Annotated in this window: 14 protein-coding genes and 2 pseudogenes; 6 read left to right on the top strand and 10 right to left on the bottom strand. The window is 66.5% G+C overall.

What is annotated here, in order from left to right; translation table 11 throughout:
* Nucleotides 1-114: 114 nt before the first annotated feature.
* Nucleotides 115-306: pseudogene (locus OG878_RS38975) on the top strand (sigma factor-like helix-turn-helix DNA-binding protein); the annotation flags it as partial.
* 533 nt (nucleotides 307-839) lie between these two features.
* On the opposite strand, the gene OG878_RS38980 reads toward OG878_RS38975, so the two are convergent.
* A complete protein-coding gene (locus OG878_RS38980; RefSeq protein WP_328884839.1) occupies nucleotides 840-2,027 on the bottom strand; it encodes a MalY/PatB family protein in 1,188 nt (395 codons plus the stop codon).
* 430 nt (nucleotides 2,028-2,457) lie between these two features.
* Nucleotides 2,458-3,072 carry an FMN-dependent NADH-azoreductase gene (locus OG878_RS38985; protein ID WP_328884838.1) on the bottom strand — a complete coding sequence of 205 codons (615 nt, stop codon included), beginning with the start codon at nucleotides 3,070-3,072 and terminating at the stop codon, nucleotides 2,458-2,460.
* Between the two features lie 179 nt (nucleotides 3,073-3,251).
* Here OG878_RS38985 and OG878_RS38990 point away from each other — a divergent pair.
* A pseudogene (locus OG878_RS38990) lies at nucleotides 3,252-3,931 on the top strand (IS5 family transposase); the annotation flags it as partial.
* 8 nt (nucleotides 3,932-3,939) lie between these two features.
* On the opposite strand, the gene OG878_RS38995 reads toward OG878_RS38990, so the two are convergent.
* The gene (locus tag OG878_RS38995; RefSeq protein ID WP_328884837.1) at nucleotides 3,940-4,806 is read right to left on the bottom strand and encodes an arylamine N-acetyltransferase family protein; all 867 of its coding nucleotides are present in this window, start codon (nucleotides 4,804-4,806) and stop codon (nucleotides 3,940-3,942) included.
* A 676-nt stretch (nucleotides 4,807-5,482) separates the two neighbouring features.
* Between OG878_RS38995 and OG878_RS39000 the strand changes: the two genes are divergently transcribed.
* A complete protein-coding gene (locus OG878_RS39000; protein ID WP_328884836.1) occupies nucleotides 5,483-7,171 on the top strand; it encodes a cytochrome c biogenesis protein DipZ in 1,689 nt (562 codons plus the stop codon).
* A gap of 9 nt (nucleotides 7,172-7,180) precedes the next feature.
* Here the strand turns inward: OG878_RS39000 and OG878_RS39005 are convergent.
* The 4 genes from OG878_RS39005 to OG878_RS39020 form a co-directional block, all read right to left on the bottom strand.
* Nucleotides 7,181-7,989 (bottom strand): IS5 family transposase gene (locus OG878_RS39005; protein ID WP_328884835.1). Its coding sequence is split into 2 segments (ribosomal slippage): nucleotides 7,181-7,642 and nucleotides 7,645-7,989, totalling 807 coding nucleotides; the frame shifts between segments, so codons are not numbered across the junction.
* Between the two features lie 59 nt (nucleotides 7,990-8,048).
* The gene (locus OG878_RS39010) at nucleotides 8,049-8,573 is read right to left on the bottom strand and encodes a cupin domain-containing protein (RefSeq protein WP_328884834.1); all 525 of its coding nucleotides are present in this window, start codon (nucleotides 8,571-8,573) and stop codon (nucleotides 8,049-8,051) included.
* Nucleotides 8,574-8,892: 319 nt separating this feature from the next.
* Nucleotides 8,893-9,618, bottom strand: a complete 726-nt coding sequence (locus OG878_RS39015; RefSeq protein ID WP_328884833.1) for a hypothetical protein — start codon at nucleotides 9,616-9,618, stop codon at nucleotides 8,893-8,895.
* 95 nt (nucleotides 9,619-9,713) lie between these two features.
* Nucleotides 9,714-10,481 carry an IS5 family transposase gene (locus tag OG878_RS39020; RefSeq protein ID WP_328884832.1) on the bottom strand — a complete coding sequence of 256 codons (768 nt, stop codon included), beginning with the start codon at nucleotides 10,479-10,481 and terminating at the stop codon, nucleotides 9,714-9,716.
* A gap of 61 nt (nucleotides 10,482-10,542) precedes the next feature.
* Here OG878_RS39020 and OG878_RS39025 point away from each other — a divergent pair, with 61 nt between their 5' ends.
* Nucleotides 10,543-10,812: a YrhB domain-containing protein gene (locus OG878_RS39025; protein WP_328884831.1), complete on the top strand. Its 270-nt coding sequence runs from the start codon at nucleotides 10,543-10,545 to the stop codon at nucleotides 10,810-10,812.
* Nucleotides 10,813-10,916: 104 nt separating this feature from the next.
* On the opposite strand, the gene OG878_RS39030 is transcribed toward OG878_RS39025, so the two are convergent.
* Complete coding sequence (locus tag OG878_RS39030) at nucleotides 10,917-11,093, bottom strand: hypothetical protein (RefSeq protein WP_328884830.1); 177 nt, start codon at nucleotides 11,091-11,093, stop codon at nucleotides 10,917-10,919.
* Between the two features lie 113 nt (nucleotides 11,094-11,206).
* Nucleotides 11,207-11,455, bottom strand: coding sequence for a hemerythrin domain-containing protein (locus OG878_RS39035; protein WP_328891529.1), 249 nt, complete (start codon nucleotides 11,453-11,455; stop codon nucleotides 11,207-11,209).
* An 858-nt stretch (nucleotides 11,456-12,313) separates the two neighbouring features.
* Here OG878_RS39035 and OG878_RS39040 point away from each other — a divergent pair.
* Nucleotides 12,314-13,543, top strand: a complete 1,230-nt coding sequence (locus OG878_RS39040) for an IS110 family transposase (RefSeq protein ID WP_328891083.1) — start codon at nucleotides 12,314-12,316, stop codon at nucleotides 13,541-13,543.
* 286 nt (nucleotides 13,544-13,829) lie between these two features.
* Here the strand turns inward: OG878_RS39040 and OG878_RS39045 are convergent, their stop codons facing one another.
* On the bottom strand, nucleotides 13,830-14,432 hold the full coding sequence (locus OG878_RS39045; protein WP_328884829.1) for a DUF6518 family protein: 603 nt from the start codon (nucleotides 14,430-14,432) through the stop codon (nucleotides 13,830-13,832).
* A gap of 767 nt (nucleotides 14,433-15,199) precedes the next feature.
* On the opposite strand from OG878_RS39045, the gene OG878_RS39050 reads away from it, so the two are divergent.
* On the top strand, nucleotides 15,200-16,327 hold the full coding sequence (locus OG878_RS39050) for a nitrilase-related carbon-nitrogen hydrolase (protein WP_328884828.1): 1,128 nt from the start codon (nucleotides 15,200-15,202) through the stop codon (nucleotides 16,325-16,327).
* The last annotated feature ends 24 nt before the right edge of the window (nucleotides 16,328-16,351 follow it).

Raw genomic sequence — 16,351 nt, forward strand, 5'->3', positions numbered from 1 at the left:
CTGGCGTCAGCGTCTACGTCCACCGCCGCCGTAACGAGCGGGCGGACCACCTCCGGAGCCTGGCCCTGCGTCGAACCATTCGCGGGCATGGGCGAGTGAGTCGAACTGTTCGGGCCGCGGCAACGGGCCGTGGTCATATTGCGCTATTTCGAGGATCTGAGCGTGGAGGAGACCGCACAGGTGCTGGGCTGTCGGCCCGGTACGGTCAGGACCCAGGCGTCCAAGGCGCTGGCCGTGCTGCGAACCAAGGTGGTAACTGTCCCGAGCCTGGTGGAAGGCGGTGAGCGGCATGCACAGCGTGCCTGAGAGGGAGCCCCACGAGATGGAAAGGCATCTTCCGATCCTTCTGGAACGTGCCTTGCCACAACTGGCCCTGCCCCCCGACCGGATGGCGCAAGTCAGGCGGCGGGTTCAGCGGCGCAGGCGAATGACCGTGGGCGGGGCGGCGCTCACCGTGGGATGCGCGGTTGTCGCGACCGGTCTATGGCCGGAAGCCTTCGGCCTAAGGGCTGTCCCGTAACCCCTGGCGGGCGCACGACGACAGCTACGGCACCTCGCCGCGTTGGGTGTTGCTGTCGTGGGTCTGATGGTGGGTGTTGCTGTCTCAGGTTCGTGAGTTCTGATGCGGTGTGGTGGGGGAGGCCGGTGTGATCGTGGGGTGGATCAAGGCGTAGGAGCCGACCGGGGGGCTGTGCTGCCGAGGGCGTTGGTGGTGCGTCGTCTGCTGGACTCCAAGCTCGCCGCGGACCTGGAGAGGGATCGGCGCTCTTGCGTACGGACCAAGATGGCCGCTTACGCACGGCCCTTGGCGCCTGCCGCCTGTGTTGGGGCTGCCGAGATCAGACCAGCGTCCCCATCCGGTGGACGGCCTCGGCGAGGATCTCCGGCGACGTGGCGAAGTTGAGGCGTACGTGCCCCGCGCCGCTCGCTCCGAACTCCAGACCGGAAGAGAGGGCGACCCGGGCGCGTTCCAGGTAGGCCGCCGCAGGATCGTCGCCAAGACCGAGCGAGCGGCAGTCCAGCCACGCCAGGTACGTCCCCTCGGGCCGGCGGTACCGGACGCCGGGAAGGTGCAGCTCGAGCAGTTCGGCAAGGAGGCGGCGGTTCTCGTCGAGGCCGGCGAGCAGTGCGTCCAGCCAGCCGCCGCCGAGCCGCAGGGCGGCGATCTGGGCGATGACACCGACACCGCTCAGGTCGTAGGCGATGCTCAGGGGGATGCGCCGCATGATGTCATCCGCCTCCCGCGCCCAGGCGAGCATCCCGGCGCGGAAGCCCGACAGATGCCACCCCTTGGAGGCGGAGTAGACGGCGACAGCGTCCTCGGAGCCGGGGACCGAGAGGTACGGCACATGGCGCGCGCCGGCCGGCACGAGCGGCGCGTGAACCTCGTTCGAGACGACCCGCACTCCGAACTCCCGCGCCAGTTCCGCCACCGTGAACAACTCCTGCGCGGTGTGAACCGTTCCGGTCGGGTTGTGGGGGCTGCACAGCAGGAAGACCGTGGGACGGTCGCCGTCGGCGGTCCGGCTGAAGGCGGCGCGCAGAGCGTCGACGTCGATGCGGTGGTCCGGCCCCAACGGCGCCTCCACGACGCGGCGGCCCAGTCCCTCCGCGATCTGCCGGTGGCCGCCGTACCCCGGGGAGTTGACGACGACCACGTCCCCGGGCGCCGTTGTCACCTTGAGCGTCTCGGCGATGCCCGTCAGCGCGGAGGGAACGACCATCGTCCGCTCCGTCGCCACGCGCCAGCCCCAGCGCTCCGCGGCGAATTGGTCCCAGGCCTTCGCCATCGTTGTGTCGAAGCGCGGGTAGCCGGTGTCCCCGCGTTCAAAGGCCGAATTCACCGCGTCCACCACGGCGGGGGCCGGTGTTGCATCCATGTCGGCTATCCACAGCGGCAGCACGTCCTCCGGATAGCGACGCCACTTGATGCCCCTGCGGCGGCGCAGGTCGTCGATCGTAAGCCTACGAAGCGGATTACCCGCTTCCCGCACTGTACCGAATGTCTCGAATCCTGCGGGTTTCATGCGGACCTCCCTCCGATGGACATGCGATTCGGGCCGGCTCGCGTCTGCCCAGCCGGCCCCATCAGTGGGAACTGTCGGCGGGGCTTTCGACCTCTGCTCATCCTCCGCGGCGAACGCTGGGCGAGCGGCGGGGTGCATCATCATTAAGAATGAGTTCCGCATCGATTGATTCGGTAATTTCATTCGAGTATCCAGTCGCACATAATGACATATGGCGCGAATTTGATTCCAGCAGTACACTGCGCGCGCGTCACTGTTTGGCCGGTATGTTGTTTATCGCAGATCGGGCATCTTTTAACACGTCTCCTGCAAATATGTGATGGGCGCCGCGTTGATCAACCCAGTCCTCTTCTGGTGCGGACGATTCGCCGCCGAACTTGCTGCGCACGATGCCGACGGGCGCGTTGGCTGATCTGGTCAGCGCACGCCTTCAGGAAAAGCGAGCTGCCAACGCCTTGGCCTTGGCGACGGCGTCCTCGTAGGCGCGGGCGCGGGAAGCTTCGTACAGGGGGATGAGTTCGGCCTTGGAGGCCTGCTTAGAGACAGAAGTGAGCTCAGGGATGATGAACTCGACTTCGGTGATGCCGAAGTAGCCGGCGAAGAGAGTGGTCAGGTAGGGGACGACGAAATCCCAGTTGTCACGAGGGGTGCCCGGCCGGTAAGAGCTACCGCGGCTGGAGACGACCACGACCGGGGTGCCGGCGGCGGACGGCTGCTCGCCGATGGTGCGACCCCAGACCATGACCTGATCGATCCAGGCCTTGAGCGTACTGGGTACCGTGAGGTTGTACATCGGGGCAGCGATCAGGACGACGTCAGCCTGTTCGAGCTCGGAGGCCAGCGTGTCACGCAGAGGATCCTCGTCACCAGCAGTGAACACATCGCCGGTGATGTGTAGGAGCGGCTCGGCCGCCAGATCGCGGTAAATAACCGTGCCGTGAGGGTGCTGGGCCTCCCATTCCTCACGGAACATGGCCGTCACATCTCGCGATGCGGAGGCCCCGCTGGGCCAGATGGAGCTGTCGATCTGCAGGAGCGTAGGCATGTTGTCTTGGCTTTCGTTAGCAGGCCGGCAGGGGGCGGGACCGCTTGGAGCAGGGTGCCAGCCCGAGCTCCAAGCGTCACTTTGCTCGGGTTGCCGGTCAGGCGACGACTTCCTCCATGGACCAGGTGTCGTCGTAGTTGGCGAGATTAAGAAGTCATCTCATTTGGTGGGGTCGGTAGGCTGTCTTCATGGTGGCCACGTCAGGCTGCACGTGGCAGCAGTTGCCCACCGCTTCGTTCGGGCCGTCGGGGGCGACGGCCCATCGGCGTTTCGCCGAGTGGACGAAGGCCAGGGTGTGGGCCAAACTCCACCGCCTGGTCCTCGACGAGCTCGGGGCCTGCGGCGAGTTGGACTGGTCGCGGTGCGCGATCGACTCGGTGAACATGCGGGTCCTGAAAAGGGGGATCTGACGGGTCCGTATCCTGTTGACCGGGGCACGTACGGGTCGAAGATCCACTTGATCACCGAGCGGACCGGTCTGCCCCTCTCCGTCGGAATCTCGGGGGCGAACCTGCACGACAGCCAGGCCCCGATCCCCCTCGTGCAAGGGATACCGCCGATCCGCTCCCGCCACGGACCGAGACGCCGCAAACCCGCAAAGCTCCACGCCGACAAGGGCTACGACTACTCCCACCCGCGACGATGGTTACGCCAGCGCGGCATCCAGCACCGCATCGCCCGTAAGGGAATCGAATCCTCACAGCAACTGGGCCGCCACCGCTGGACCGTCGAATGCACCATGGCCTGGCTCGCCGGCTGCCGCCGCCTCCACAGGCGCCACGAGCGCAAAAGCGAACGCTTCCTCGCCTTCACGAGCATCGCCTGCACCCTCATCTGCTACCGAAGACTCACCAAATGAGATGACTTCTAGGCGGATTGTTCGGCACGGCTCGCCTGCCAGGCCGTATGGGCGGCGCGTACCTTCTCCCACAAGGCGGTACGCTCCGCTGGGTCGATTTCGGCCAACGTGATGCCGAAGGTGCCTGCCAGGGCGCCGAACCAGTCGTCGGCGGTGGTCAGCGCCCGCTGCGTACGGTCGGTGCCGTCGGTGCTGCTCAGCACGCAGCCCCGGAGGTGGTCAACGCCGTTTGCCCGTCGGCGCATTACCGAGGCGATGCGGACGAGTCGAGAGTCCGGCGAGGTGAACGTCGCCGCATGTTGCTCGGCGAAGTCCGCCGGTGCAGCGGGCTCCAAAGTGAAGTCCATCCCCGCGAAATCGCCGCGCTCGTCGTGGTCGAACCGCCAGCCGCCCGGCTCGACCTGCGACGGCCGAAGCCGGTACGTGAAGGGCCCCTGGCGGTAGCTGCCGGCGCGCAGAGGCATCGGCTCGTACAGGGCCTCGCCGAAGCCGACGTCGACGACCCAGGTCTGGCCGTCGCAGTCCACGGTGAGGACGAGGTGTCCACCGGTGGCGCCGGGCGGTTGCGAGTCGGTGTCCGACTGCACCCCGCCTCGGTGCCACGTGACGTCGTAGCCCAGCGCGGTCAGCAGAGTGGCGAAGGCGCCGTTGAGGTGGTGGCAGCACCCGCCGCGCCCGCGCAGGATCCTGACTATCGCCTCGTGAGGATCCACGGTCGTCGGCCGGCCCAAGTGGACTTCCAAGGTTTCCCAGGGCACCCGCTCGATATGGGCCCTGTGCAGCGCCCGCAGCCCGGCGGCCGAGGGCGTGCGGTGTTTATCAAGAGAAAGGCCGAGGCGTAGCAAATAAGGTTCGACGAAGGACTCAAAAGGCATGATTGGGATATGACCTCAGCTAATTGAATCAATACGAATTGTGGGCGGCCCAAAGGCCCCTGCGGGCACGGTTGCGCGGCCAGGCGGCACTCCAGCCGGGTTCGCGGGTCTGGTGGCAATGTCCGCCTGACCGAACGCTTGTGATCACGCGCGGCGATATTCGGTCTGGCTGACGACGGTCGCGACAGGCGGGGACCCGTCTCTGTTACGAGCATATACTCTCATTCGTGGAGGTGGCAAGGATGGCGTCCCGGCTGGGTGGTGCAGGGGGATCAAGATGCCGGAATCCGCCGGCCAGGAGCGGCGCCTGGCCCGATCCGGTGTCCAACTCGCCTTTCGTTGAGCGGACACGGACGCGACAAGGAGTCGCGCGGATATCTCTATGCCCGACCGAAGGGCGGCGACATCGGGTGCCTGAGGCGACGCACATAACGTCACCTGTTTGACGGGTGATAGACGGTGTGCCAGACTCATCACCGCTCTGAGCGGTGATGAGAGGCGCTCTCCCGGGACGTCCCCGGAGAGCGCCTCTCCTCACCGCGACTCGGTATCTCGCAGACGAGCCGGGCGCTCGTGCCCTCATCGAGGAACCGGGCGGGGTGGGGCCTCCGGACACGTACCGGCGGCGCAACCCGTGCATCCCGGCTGTACGGATCCTTCCTGTCCGGAGGTTTCATTGCTCACGCTGGTACTCATCGGCTTGGTCGGCGGCTTCATCACCGGCATCTCGCCGTGCGTGCTGCCCGTGCTGCCCGTCGTCTTCCTGTCCGGTGGCGTTCAAGTCGCCGGCACCACAGAGAGGCCGGCCGACAGGAGACGGCCCTATTTGGTGGTGGCGGGCCTCGCCCTCAGCTTCAGCCTCGTCACTCTGCTCGGCACACTTGTGCTGAACGCTCTGCCCCTGCCGCAGGACATCATCCGCTGGGCCGGCCTCGCAGTGCTGATCCTCCTCGGCTTCGCCATGATGTTCCCCTCCGTGCAGGATGTGCTGGAGCGCCCGTTCATGCGCATCGGGCAACGGCAAGTGGGCTCCGGACACAACGGCTTCGTACTGGGGCTCGCTCTGGGCACGGTCTACGTGCCCTGTGCCGGTCCTGTTCTCGCAGCGATCACTGTCGCCGGCGCCACACACCGGATCGGCCTGCAGACGGTCGCGCTGACCGTCGCCTTCGCGCTCGGCGCGGCCGCTCCGCTGCTGTTTTTCGCGCTCGCCGGAAGGGGTGTCGCGGAACGGGTCCGGGCCTTCCGCGACCGGCAGCGCAGCGTCCGGTTCGTGGCCGGCCTCGCTGTCATCGCGCTGGCGTTCGCCCTTACCTTCAGTGTCACCGACACCCTGCAGCGTGCGGTGCCGGACTACACTGCCCGCCTCAACAAGGCGCTCGACGGTTCCGGACTCACCGGCGCCTTCGGCTCGACGGGCGCGGACGATGCGCTGCAGCAGTGCGCTGAGCAGCCGACGCCCGTGCTCGCCGACTGCGGTGAAGCGCCTGACATATCCGGTATCCAGCAGTGGCTGAACACACCGGGGAATCAGCCGCTGACCAAAAACTCGCTGGCCGGCAAGGTCGTACTGGTCGACTTCTGGGCGTACTCCTGCATCAACTGCCAGCGCGCCATCGGGCATGTAGCCGCCTGGTATGAGAAGTACAAGGACGACGGACTGACGGTGGTCGGCGTCCATACACCCGAGTACACCTTCGAACGCGTGCCCGGCAACGTGGCCTCAGGCGCCGAACGGCTCCACGTCACCTATCCGGTCGCGCTCGACAACGGCTACCGGACCTGGGACGCCTTCCACAACAACGCCTGGCCCGCCCAGTACCTCATCGACGCCCAGGGTCGTGTGCGGCATGTCTCCGTCGGCGAGGGCGACTACACCACCAGCGAATCGCTGATCCGGCAGCTGCTGACCGACGCCCGGCCCGGCGTCGTGCTGGCACCTCCCACCGATGTGCCCGACACCACGCCGACCGACCCGAATCTCACCCCGGAGGTCGACCTGGGTGCGGAGCACGCCGAGGCCCACGCCGGCGGTCCGCTCAGCCTGGGCACCTTCGCCTTCTCCGATCCTGCCGTGCCCCCGCCCGGCGCATTCTCTCTTTCCGGCACCTGGGACGTCGGCCGGGAGGCGCTCACCAGCAGGAGGAACGCAGGTATCAAGCTGGACTTCTCCGCCCGAGAGGCCTACTTCGACGTCGGCGGTACGGGCACTGTGACCGCCACGCTGGACGGGAAGACCATCACCTACAAAGTGTCGGGCGCGCCCAACACCTACACGGTGGTTCGCGGCAGCACCTCACGGCACGGTGTCCTGACTCTCAGCCTCTCCCCGGGGCTCAGCGCCTACTCCTTCACGTTCGGCTAAGAAGTCATCTCAATTGGTGAGCCTGCGGTAGCAGATGAGGGTGCAGGCGATGCTCGTGAAGGCGAGGAAGCGTTCGCTTTTGCGTTCGTGGCGCCTGTGGAGGCGGCGGCAGCCGGCGAGCCAGGCCATGGTGCGTTCGACGGTCCAGCGGTGGCGGCCCAGTTGCTGTGAGGATTCGATTCCTTTCCTCGCGATGCGGTGTTGGATGCCGCGCTGGCGTAACCATCGTCGCGGGTGGGGGTAGTCGTAGCCTTTGTCGGCGTGGAGCTTTGCGGGTTTGCGGCGTCTCGGTCCGTGGCGGGAGCGGATCGGCGGTATCCCTTGCACGAGGGGGATCGGGGCCTGGCTGTCGTGCAGGTTCGCCCCCGAGATTGCGACGGACAGGGGCAGACCGGTCCGCTCGGTGATCAAGTGGATCTTCGACCCGTACGTGCCCCGGTCAACAGGATACGGACCCGTCAGATCCCCCTTTTCAGGACCCGCATGTTCACCGAGTCGATCGCGCACCGCGACCAGTCCAACTCGCCGCAGGCCCCGAGCTCGTCGAGGACCAGGCGGTGGAGCTTCGCCCACACCCTGGCCTTCGTCCACTCGGAAAAACGCCGATGAGCTGTCGCTCCCGACGGCCCGAACGAAGCAGTGGGCAACTGCTGCCACGTGCAGCCCGACGTGGCCACGAACACGATCGCGGCCAGCACCTCACGATCACCATGCCGGCGCCGACCGCCACCCTGAGGCCGCGACGGCGCCTCCGGCACCACCCGCTGGAACAGCTCCCACAACTCATCCGGCACCAGCCGCTCAACGATCCCCGCCATGAACGACAGCCTGCCGACCCCACCAAATGAGATGACTTCTAAAAGAGGTGGTACGGGATTCAGGACGGTTCCGGCAGAGTGATCGACTTCGCCAGCCGGGTCATGGTGTGGAATCGTTCGAGCTGATCGTCGTCGATAACCGACGGCGGCGCGTCGCCGGGCCTGGCGGGAAGTGCATGATCGGCGATGATCTGTTCCAGACCCGGAGGCGTGAAAATAAAGATCATCTTGGCGGCGTGGTTGCCCTTGTTCGTGAAGCGATGACGAACCCCTCGCGGGATGTGGACGAAGTCACCTGCCACGGCTGTGAAGATGTGATCGCCGTCCAGGAACTCCAATTCTCCATCGAGGATGTAGAACGTCTCTTCCTGCTCGGGGTGGGCGTGGGGGATGGGTCCACCGCCTGCTGGAACCGTGGCCTCGATGAAGCCCAGCCCGCCGTTCGTCTGTGCGCCCGTGGCCTTGATCGTGTAGACATCGCCCGCAGCCCAGACCGTCGGGCCCTTGCCGGACGGTATGTAGAGCGCACCTCGCGTGTTCCAGTGCGGGTCGTGGGGGTCCGGCTCGGCCAGTGAAAAGGTCATGGCATCTCAATTCTGATTTCTGGAGTGACATGGGCGGGATCACGACACAGGCTTCGTCCACCTTCGAAACAGACCCCAAGTGGTCGGCTCCGGAAGCCCTTCGGGAGTTGATCGGGTGGTTGGTGCGGTGAGCAGCTGTGGCCCGCTGCGGCTCGCGGAGATATGTCAGACGCTCAGCGGAGGGTGTCGGAACGGCTGCTGCTGGTAGGCGTGAAGCCTGGCCGGCCTCCGGTTCACAGCAAGCGGCAGTTGCTCGAGGCGTGCGGTTCCGCACACGGTGTTGAGCCGGGCAGCCCGGCTCAACACCGTGTGCTGAGACCTACCGCGTGCCCTCGGTGAAGACATCACTGTCCGCGCTGAATATGACGACCCTCTCGATCAGATCGCCCTTGAGGTGGAGGACCTCAGATCCCAGCGCCCTCTTGTTTCCCGGGAATCCGAAATCCCAGCTCCAGTGGATGAATTCCTTGTTCTGAAAGTGGCTCACGAGCCGGGCGCTCAGGGGCGGAGCCTTGCGCTGCACGACGCTGATGTAGTCGTTGATGACATCTCGGCCTGCGATGACATCCTCAGGCTCCATGAGTTTGATGTCTTCGGTGTAGACGCCCTCCATCGCCTTGGCGCGCTCGGCCGCATCCGGGATCATCCAGACCTCCAGGTGCTTGGCTATGAGCACCCGGGCCTGGTCCGACCCCCCGGTCAGAGACAGGTGGAGGTGGGCGATCAGCCCGTCGGAGTCCAGAGAAACGGAGACATGGCCGATTCCGGAGCACCCGTTGCCCTGCAGGTCCAATCCGGCCTGGGTCCACTTGCCGGTGATGGAGTTGGCGGCATCCACGGAAGCCGTCCACTGGTGCTTGGACTCCTGCCACTTGGCCGCCTGGTCCTGGTGGAAGGCGACGGCCAGCTCCCGACCCTGGACCATTTCCCCGCTGTGCATCAGCAGCACATTCTCCGCGAAGATGTCACGAAGGTCTTCCAGGGCAGCATGGCCGTTGTCGGCCGAGTTCACGATCTCGAAATAGCGGTCAAGTACCGTCGTCATACTTGCGTTCCTTTCTGATGTTGAATTCCTAAGGGCTGTCCCGTAATGATCTTCGAGGTGATGCGGACGCGCTGGCTGCCGTGTGGCCCGCTCGGTTATCCGGCGAGGGTGAGGTTGTGCAGACGTGCAATGCCGAGCATGGCGTGGTGGACGCCGTCGCCTTTGAGGCGGCAGTCGCGGAGGATCTTCCAGGTCTTCATGCGGGCGAAGACGTGCTCGACGCGGGCGCGGACCTGCTTGTGGGACTTGTTGTGGGCCTGTTTCCAGTCGGGCAGTTCTTCGCCTTTGCGGCGGCGGTGGGGCATCACGAGCCCGGTGCCCGGATAGCCGCCGTCGGCGATCGTCATCGTCTTGCCGACGGCAGCCTTCGCGCCAGACTCCTCCCACGCCTTGCAGTCGTTGCGGTTGCCCGGCAGCGGTCGGCCGACCATCACGACGAGCCGGGTGTCGGCGTCGATGACGACCTGGTGGTTGGTGGAGTACCGATAGTTCTTCGACTGCTCGGAGACGGTGTGATCGCGGGTGGGCACCAGGGTGCCGTCAACGATCAGCACGGCGTCCTTCGCGAACCGCTTGCGGGGCTGGAGGGCGAGCATCGGCCCGAGGTGATCGATGATCCGGTCCGCCGCCGACTTGGAAACCCCGAACAGCGGAGCCAGTTGGCGCATGGTCAGGTTCGTGCGCCAGTACGCCGCGACCAGCAGTGCCCGGTCTTCCAGCGGCAAGCCCCACGGCCGGCCCCTGCGGACCGCGTCCGCCCCCTCGCGCCGCAAAACCGTCACCAGCTTCCCGAACAGGCGGGGGCTCAGCCCGGTGAACGGGGCTATCCAGGACGGCTCCGACGCCGTGATCACACCAGCCACGTGAAGATCATTCCAGGACGGTTAGGGTGCCTTCGTCGTGTCGACGGACGGGAGACGGATGATGGAGCAGGACGAAGCCCTGAAACTCGCGGTGGCGTTCCTCGCACAAAGCCAGCGCGACGACGAGCCGCCCCTTGCGATCGACGCCGAGCGCGTCCGCGAGAACAACGGGCTCCTGATCGTGCCCTACAACTCCCTGCAGTACCTCGCCTCGCGCGATGTGAGACAGCAGCTCTTGGACTGCTGGCCCCTCCTCGTCGATCTAGAAAGCGGAGGCGTACGGTTCGGGACTCTGGACGAGCGGCATCTGTGGAAAAACCCGCGTACCTGACGGCGCTGTGGCTGCCCGTGACGACACTTACGGGACAGCCCTTAGATTTGCGCTTATCGTTGGAGCAAGCAGGACGGAGGTCAGGCGCGGACGCCGCGCAGGACTCACAGGTCCTCCGTGGTCTGCAGGCGCATAGCGGCAAGGAGCGAACGCACCGTCTCCGGCTGACCCGCGAGCAGCAGCTCCGCCTCCGCGAGTGTCCCCACGTCGAGGAAACCGACCACCACATGTCCGGCCCCGGCGGCGCAGTCGCGATCACCCGCTGCGCAAAGTCCTGCCACTCCGCAGGGCTGATGTGGTCGCGGAACGCGGGGAAGGGGATCGGCTCCTCACGGGCCAGGTGATCGTGCACCTCGACGGCCGCACCCCGCAGTGTGGCCCGGAAGCCGTCCAGCTACGCCGCCGCCACCGAGACCTGCGCCGGCGCGGCCTCACCGACCCCGTCCTCAACCTCGTCGCCGCCCAGGTTCACCGCGGCCAGCAGGTCGAGCGCCGCGTCCAGCGGCTCGTGCTCCTCACGCAGAGTGCCGAGCCCGCGCTCCGCGGCCGGCGCCACAGCAACGATCCGCGGCCACAGGTCGCCGTCCTCGGTCCCGTGGTGATGGCGCAGGTTCGCGACGAGGAAGTCACGCAGCTGCGCCAGGGCAAGGAGCGGTGAACGGCGGCCTCGGCCAGCAGGGTGGTGGCAACACGGTGGACCTGATGGGTAAGGCGAGTCTCAATGACCGCTGCCGAGCGTTCGGGGAGTCTTGCACCATGGGAAAATGATATTCATTGAATGACTTTATAGTCAATATGGAGGCCTATTGCAGGGAGGTGTGCTGTGTCGGTGCCCACTCGGAGGTACAGCGCCGGAGACATCCCCTCGAGGACGCAGGGGTACGAGCGCTGCCGGCGCGTCCACGGCGAACTCCGCCGCCTCGGGCACAAGGTCGGCCCGGTCACCGTCCGCGACGGCGCCACTTCCTCCTCCGCCCAGGTCCCGGTCACGGCCGTGGACTCGGCCGCAGAGACTGCCAGGGCCTCGACCAGCTCCTCCCGCGCGATCACCCGCCGGTCCAGCTCCATCTCCGCGGCCTCCAACACCTCCGCCAACCGCGTGACTTCCTCCCGCAGGCCCTCCACACCCGCACACGGGCAGCCGCCTCCCGCTCCTCCAGCATTCCCAGCACCGACGCCACCGCGCACCCCTCGGCCATGAAGCGGACACAAGACGCCGCATGCCTCCCTCACCCCGAGCGAGACCATGCCTAATGGGATTCATCGGGCCGTGAGAGAGACTACGGTCCGTAGCCGCCAGCAGGTGAGCACTCTCCATGCCGGAGCCATTCGAGCTCTGTGGTCAGACCGTGCCCCTGCTGGTCGGCCGGGAGGCCTGACTGCTGATGGGATGGCGTGCCCGCCGGGCGGTTGGGCGTGAGCACTGGATCCATTAGGGCGCGAGCCGTGCCTTCCGTCGGCTGCAGGCAAGTACCGGACGAGGGCAAGGAGTTGAGTGTTGTTGCTGTTCATAGGCGATGACTGGGCCGAGGACCACCACGATGTCGAGCTGCAGGACGAGACAGGCCGGAAACTGGCCTCAGCCCAGCTGCCCGAGGGTGTGGAGGGCATCGCCAAGCTGCACACGCTTATAGCCCGGCACGGCGGCGAGGACCTGGAGTCCGAGAAGGTAGCGGTCGGGATCGAGACCGACCGCGGCCCTTGGGTGCAGGCGCTGATCGCAGCCGGCTACCGCGTCTACGCGATCAACCCGCGCCAGGCCGCGCGGTTCAAGGAACGGTACGGCACCTCCGGGGCCAAGAGCGACAAGGGCGACGCACACGCGCTCGCCGATATGGTCCGCATCGACGGCCCCCAGCTGCGACCCGTCGCAGGCGACAGCGACCAAGCCCAGGCCGTCCGCGTGGTCGCCCGCGCCCACCAGACCCTGATCTGGGAACGCACCCGCACCTTCCAGCGGCTGCGCAACACACTGCGCGAGTACTTCCCGGGCGCGCTGACTGCCTACGCGTCCCTGGAGCTGACCAGCACCGATGCCCTGGAACTGCTGGTCAAGGCGCCCACCCCGGAGCAGGCGGCGAAGCTCACGAAGCCGCAGATCACCGCGGTCCTGGCCCGGCACCGACGCCACCACCGCGACCAGAAGGCCGGCGCGATCCAGGCCGCACTCCGCGAGCCCCAGCTCGGCGTCGCCACCCCGGTCGCGGCCGCCTACGGCGCCGCCGCGACCGCGCACGCCAGGCTCCTGATCGCCCTGAACGAGCAGATAGCCATGATGGAAGAGCAGGTGAGCGCGCATTTTCGTGAGCACCCGGACGCTGAGATCTACCTGTCGATGCCCGGCATCGGCGCGATCACCGGCGCCCGGGTGCTGGCCGAGTTCGGGGACGACCCCACCCGCTATGCCTCCGCGAAGGCCCGCAAGAACTACGCCGGCACCAGCCCGATCACCCGTGCCTCCGGCCGAACACACGCCGTTCAGGCCCGCTACGCACGCAACAACCGCCTCGCTGACGCCCTGCACCGGCAGGCGTTCTCGGCGCTGAACACCTCGCCCGGAGCCCGGCGCTACTACGACAAACAGCGCGCCCGCGACGCGGGCTACAACCCCGCCCTGCGTCAGCTCGGCAACCGCCTCGTCGGCATCCTCCACGGATGCCTCAAGACACGCACCCCCTACGACGAGTCCACCGGGTGGTCACACCACGCGACCCTCTCGGCCACCACTTGACACCAAAACGGCATGGGATGTCTGACCAGGAGAAATCAAGGAATCACGTTCGGTTGAGATACGGCTTCTTAGGCCAGGACTCCCCCAGGACTCCCACTGCCGCCGCTTCCTCGAAGGTCACCAGCTTTCCTACGTCGTGGCCGTCCCGAAGTCCCAGCAGGTCCACGGCCCGCGCATCGACCTCCTCATCGGCCAGGCCCTGTACGAAGGGTGAATGCGGATGCTGGCCTGTGCCTTCGATTCCAAGGTGAGGCCTGCCTCAGCGAATCCGTGAACTCGCCCTCGATCAAGCGGAGATGTGGTTGAGAGGGAACATGATGGCCGTGTAGGCGAGGAGCGAGAAGGAAACGGCCGCTGCCAGGGTGAGCGCCTTCTCCTTGTGGCTGCGCGCCATTAGCGGCGGTATCAGGACCATCACCGTCAGGCAGGCCCACGCCTGGGGGTGGTAGTGGAGCGTCCACGCGTAGTGGATGCCCTCCATGCCGAAGACGCCCGCAAGCGCGGCCAGGCCAATCGCCCGGCGCCCTGTGGTGCAGCCATGCCGCCACCAGGAGCCGGCGATCCCGAACAGTGGGCCGGCAATGCAGGCCAGGGCTAGCCACACGAGGGGAAAGGAGAGGTCCCCCATGCCATCGCGGCCGAACTCCGCGTAGCCGTAGTACCCGACGACTAGGCCCACCTCGGCGCACAGGCCGGCCACCGCCGCCGTGGGCAAACGCTTGGCCAACAGGGATCCGGCAGCGAACGCAGCGACCGACCAGACCGCCCCGGAATTGGCGATCTGACCCCAGGCATCAGGGATCCAGATCCAGCCCTGGGCGAGATTGGTGAGGATCCCAAGCAGAAGCCCCCCGCTCAGCGCCCCCGCCGTTGCGCGTATCCCGATCATCAACTACTCCAGCTGAGGTGCGCGCACATCTGTGCAAACGGGCGTTTCGGGACGGGTCGCGCTGATACGGTCAGTCCCTCGACTAATGATCATCAAACACTCGAATGATTAGGTTATCATCTACCTAATTAGCTCGGAGACGCCGGTGCGCGCCCTGACGGCGGCGTTCGACCTGTCGCACCGCACCAGGACGCAAAGAAGAAGCCCCGGCCTGTTGGGATAGTGGCCGGCGCGGGAGGCCCAGAGGTCAGCCAGCGGTACAGGGCCCGGGCGTCTATTGCACGGCGTACTTCCTCGCCTGGGCATCAACTGTGTTTCTGGGGCGGTGTTCTACCGCCGACGGGTGCCGCCGGCCCGGGACGGAACGCCGTTCCGGGCCGGCGGTGTGTGGGGTTCAGGTCCTCACTCATGCTGGGGGCTGCGCTTCTTCGGCGCGGGTCCGCGACGGATCGCAGAGGTTGTACGACTGCGGTCGATTGTGCTGCTCGGAGTGCATCTACAGATCGGCACAGGCGTCGTGGGCGCGGTGATATCGGTATGTCACCGGCGCCAGGCGTCACAGATGTGACATGTCGCCAAAGACGACGCCATGTGAAGAACGGGTGCGGCCACCCCTTCGGGACGCAGCGATGGGCGCCCGGGCGACTCGGCGTCGCCGAGTCGCGAAAGGCGCCGGGAGGCTCGGCTCCTTGCCCGCCAGCCAATAAGAGCATATGCTCCTATTGGCTGGTGAGTCCCTGCGATTCGCGTTAGCCGTCAGTAGTCACATGGCGGAAGCTGGTGTTGTCCGCTCGGCCGGACCCCATCTCTCCCGGACCGCCTCGACTGCTCTTTATCGCGTGTCTGTCCGGGCGCGCGCAGCATCGCGAGGTCTTACCGACCGTACATTTGCAAGGAGTATCACCATGACTATCGTAAAAGCCGCTGCAGTCCAGATCAGTCCCGTGCTCTACAGCCGTGCCGGCACCGTCGAGAAAGTCGTGAAGAAGATCCGTGAACTGGGAGAGAAGGGCGTTCAGTTCGCGGTCTTCCCCGAGACCGTCGTTCCCTACTACCCCTACTTCTCCTTCGTGCAGCCGCCCTACACCATGGCCAAGGAACACCTGCGCCTGCTCGAGCAGGCGGTCACCGTGCCGTCCGCGGAGACCGACGCGATCGCCGAAGCGGCCCGGGAGGCCCGCATGGTCGTCTCGATCGGCGTCAACGAGCGTGACGGCGGCACCATCTACAACACGCAGCTGCTGTTCGACGCGGACGGCACACTGATTCAGCGCCGCCGGAAGATCACGCCGACCTATCACGAGCGGATGGTCTGGGGCCAGGGCGACGGTTCGGGCCTGCATGCGGTGGACAGTGCCGTCGGCCGCATCGGCCAGCTCGCATGCTGGGAGCACTACCTGCCGCTGGCGCGTTATGCCCTGATCGCCGACGGCGAGCAGATCCACGCCGCGATGTACCCCGGCTCCTTCGGCGGCCAGCAGTTCGCCGACCAGATGGAGGTCAGCATCCGCCAGCATGCGCTGGAGTCGGCCTGCTTCGTGGTCAACGCCACCGCCTGGCTCGATGCCGGCCAGCAGGCACAGATCGCCAAGGACACCGGCGGCCCCGTCGGTGCGATGTCCGGCGGCTTCTTCACCGCCATCGTCGATCCCGAGGGCCGCATCATCGGCGAGCCGCTCACGTCCGGGGAAGGCGAAGTGATCGCCGACCTGGACTTCGCACAGATCGACCTGCGCAAGCGCCTGATGGATGCGCGCGGCCACTACAGCCGCCCGGAACTGCTCAGCCTGCAGATCGAACGCACGCCGGCGCCCCACGTCCACGAGCGCAGCACTCGCCTGCCGGTCCAGACCGCCCGGTCGGCTGAAGAAGGCCGCCCCGTCGAAGCCCAGTGAGCTGTGTGGACGGTCACGCAATTC

The sequence above is a fragment of the Streptomyces sp. NBC_00316 genome (genome assembly GCF_036158715.1).
In the GTDB taxonomy this organism is placed as follows: domain Bacteria; phylum Actinomycetota; class Actinomycetes; order Streptomycetales; family Streptomycetaceae; genus Streptomyces.

Coding starts and splice junctions, on each gene's coding strand:
- OG878_RS38980 (WP_328884839.1), bottom strand. CDS start 2,027: ATGAAACCCGCAGGATTCGAGACATTCGGTACAGTGCGGGAAGCGGGT.
- OG878_RS38985 (WP_328884838.1), bottom strand. CDS start 3,072: ATGCCTACGCTCCTGCAGATCGACAGCTCCATCTGGCCCAGCGGGGCC.
- OG878_RS38995 (WP_328884837.1), bottom strand. CDS start 4,806: ATGCCTTTTGAGTCCTTCGTCGAACCTTATTTGCTACGCCTCGGCCTT.
- OG878_RS39010 (WP_328884834.1), bottom strand. CDS start 8,573: ATGACCTTTTCACTGGCCGAGCCGGACCCCCACGACCCGCACTGGAAC.
- OG878_RS39015 (WP_328884833.1), bottom strand. CDS start 9,618: ATGACGACGGTACTTGACCGCTATTTCGAGATCGTGAACTCGGCCGAC.
- OG878_RS39025 (WP_328884831.1), top strand. CDS start 10,543: ATGGAGCAGGACGAAGCCCTGAAACTCGCGGTGGCGTTCCTCGCACAA.
- OG878_RS39045 (WP_328884829.1), bottom strand. CDS start 14,432: ATGATCGGGATACGCGCAACGGCGGGGGCGCTGAGCGGGGGGCTTCTG.
- OG878_RS39050 (WP_328884828.1), top strand. CDS start 15,200: ATGGCGGAAGCTGGTGTTGTCCGCTCGGCCGGACCCCATCTCTCCCGG.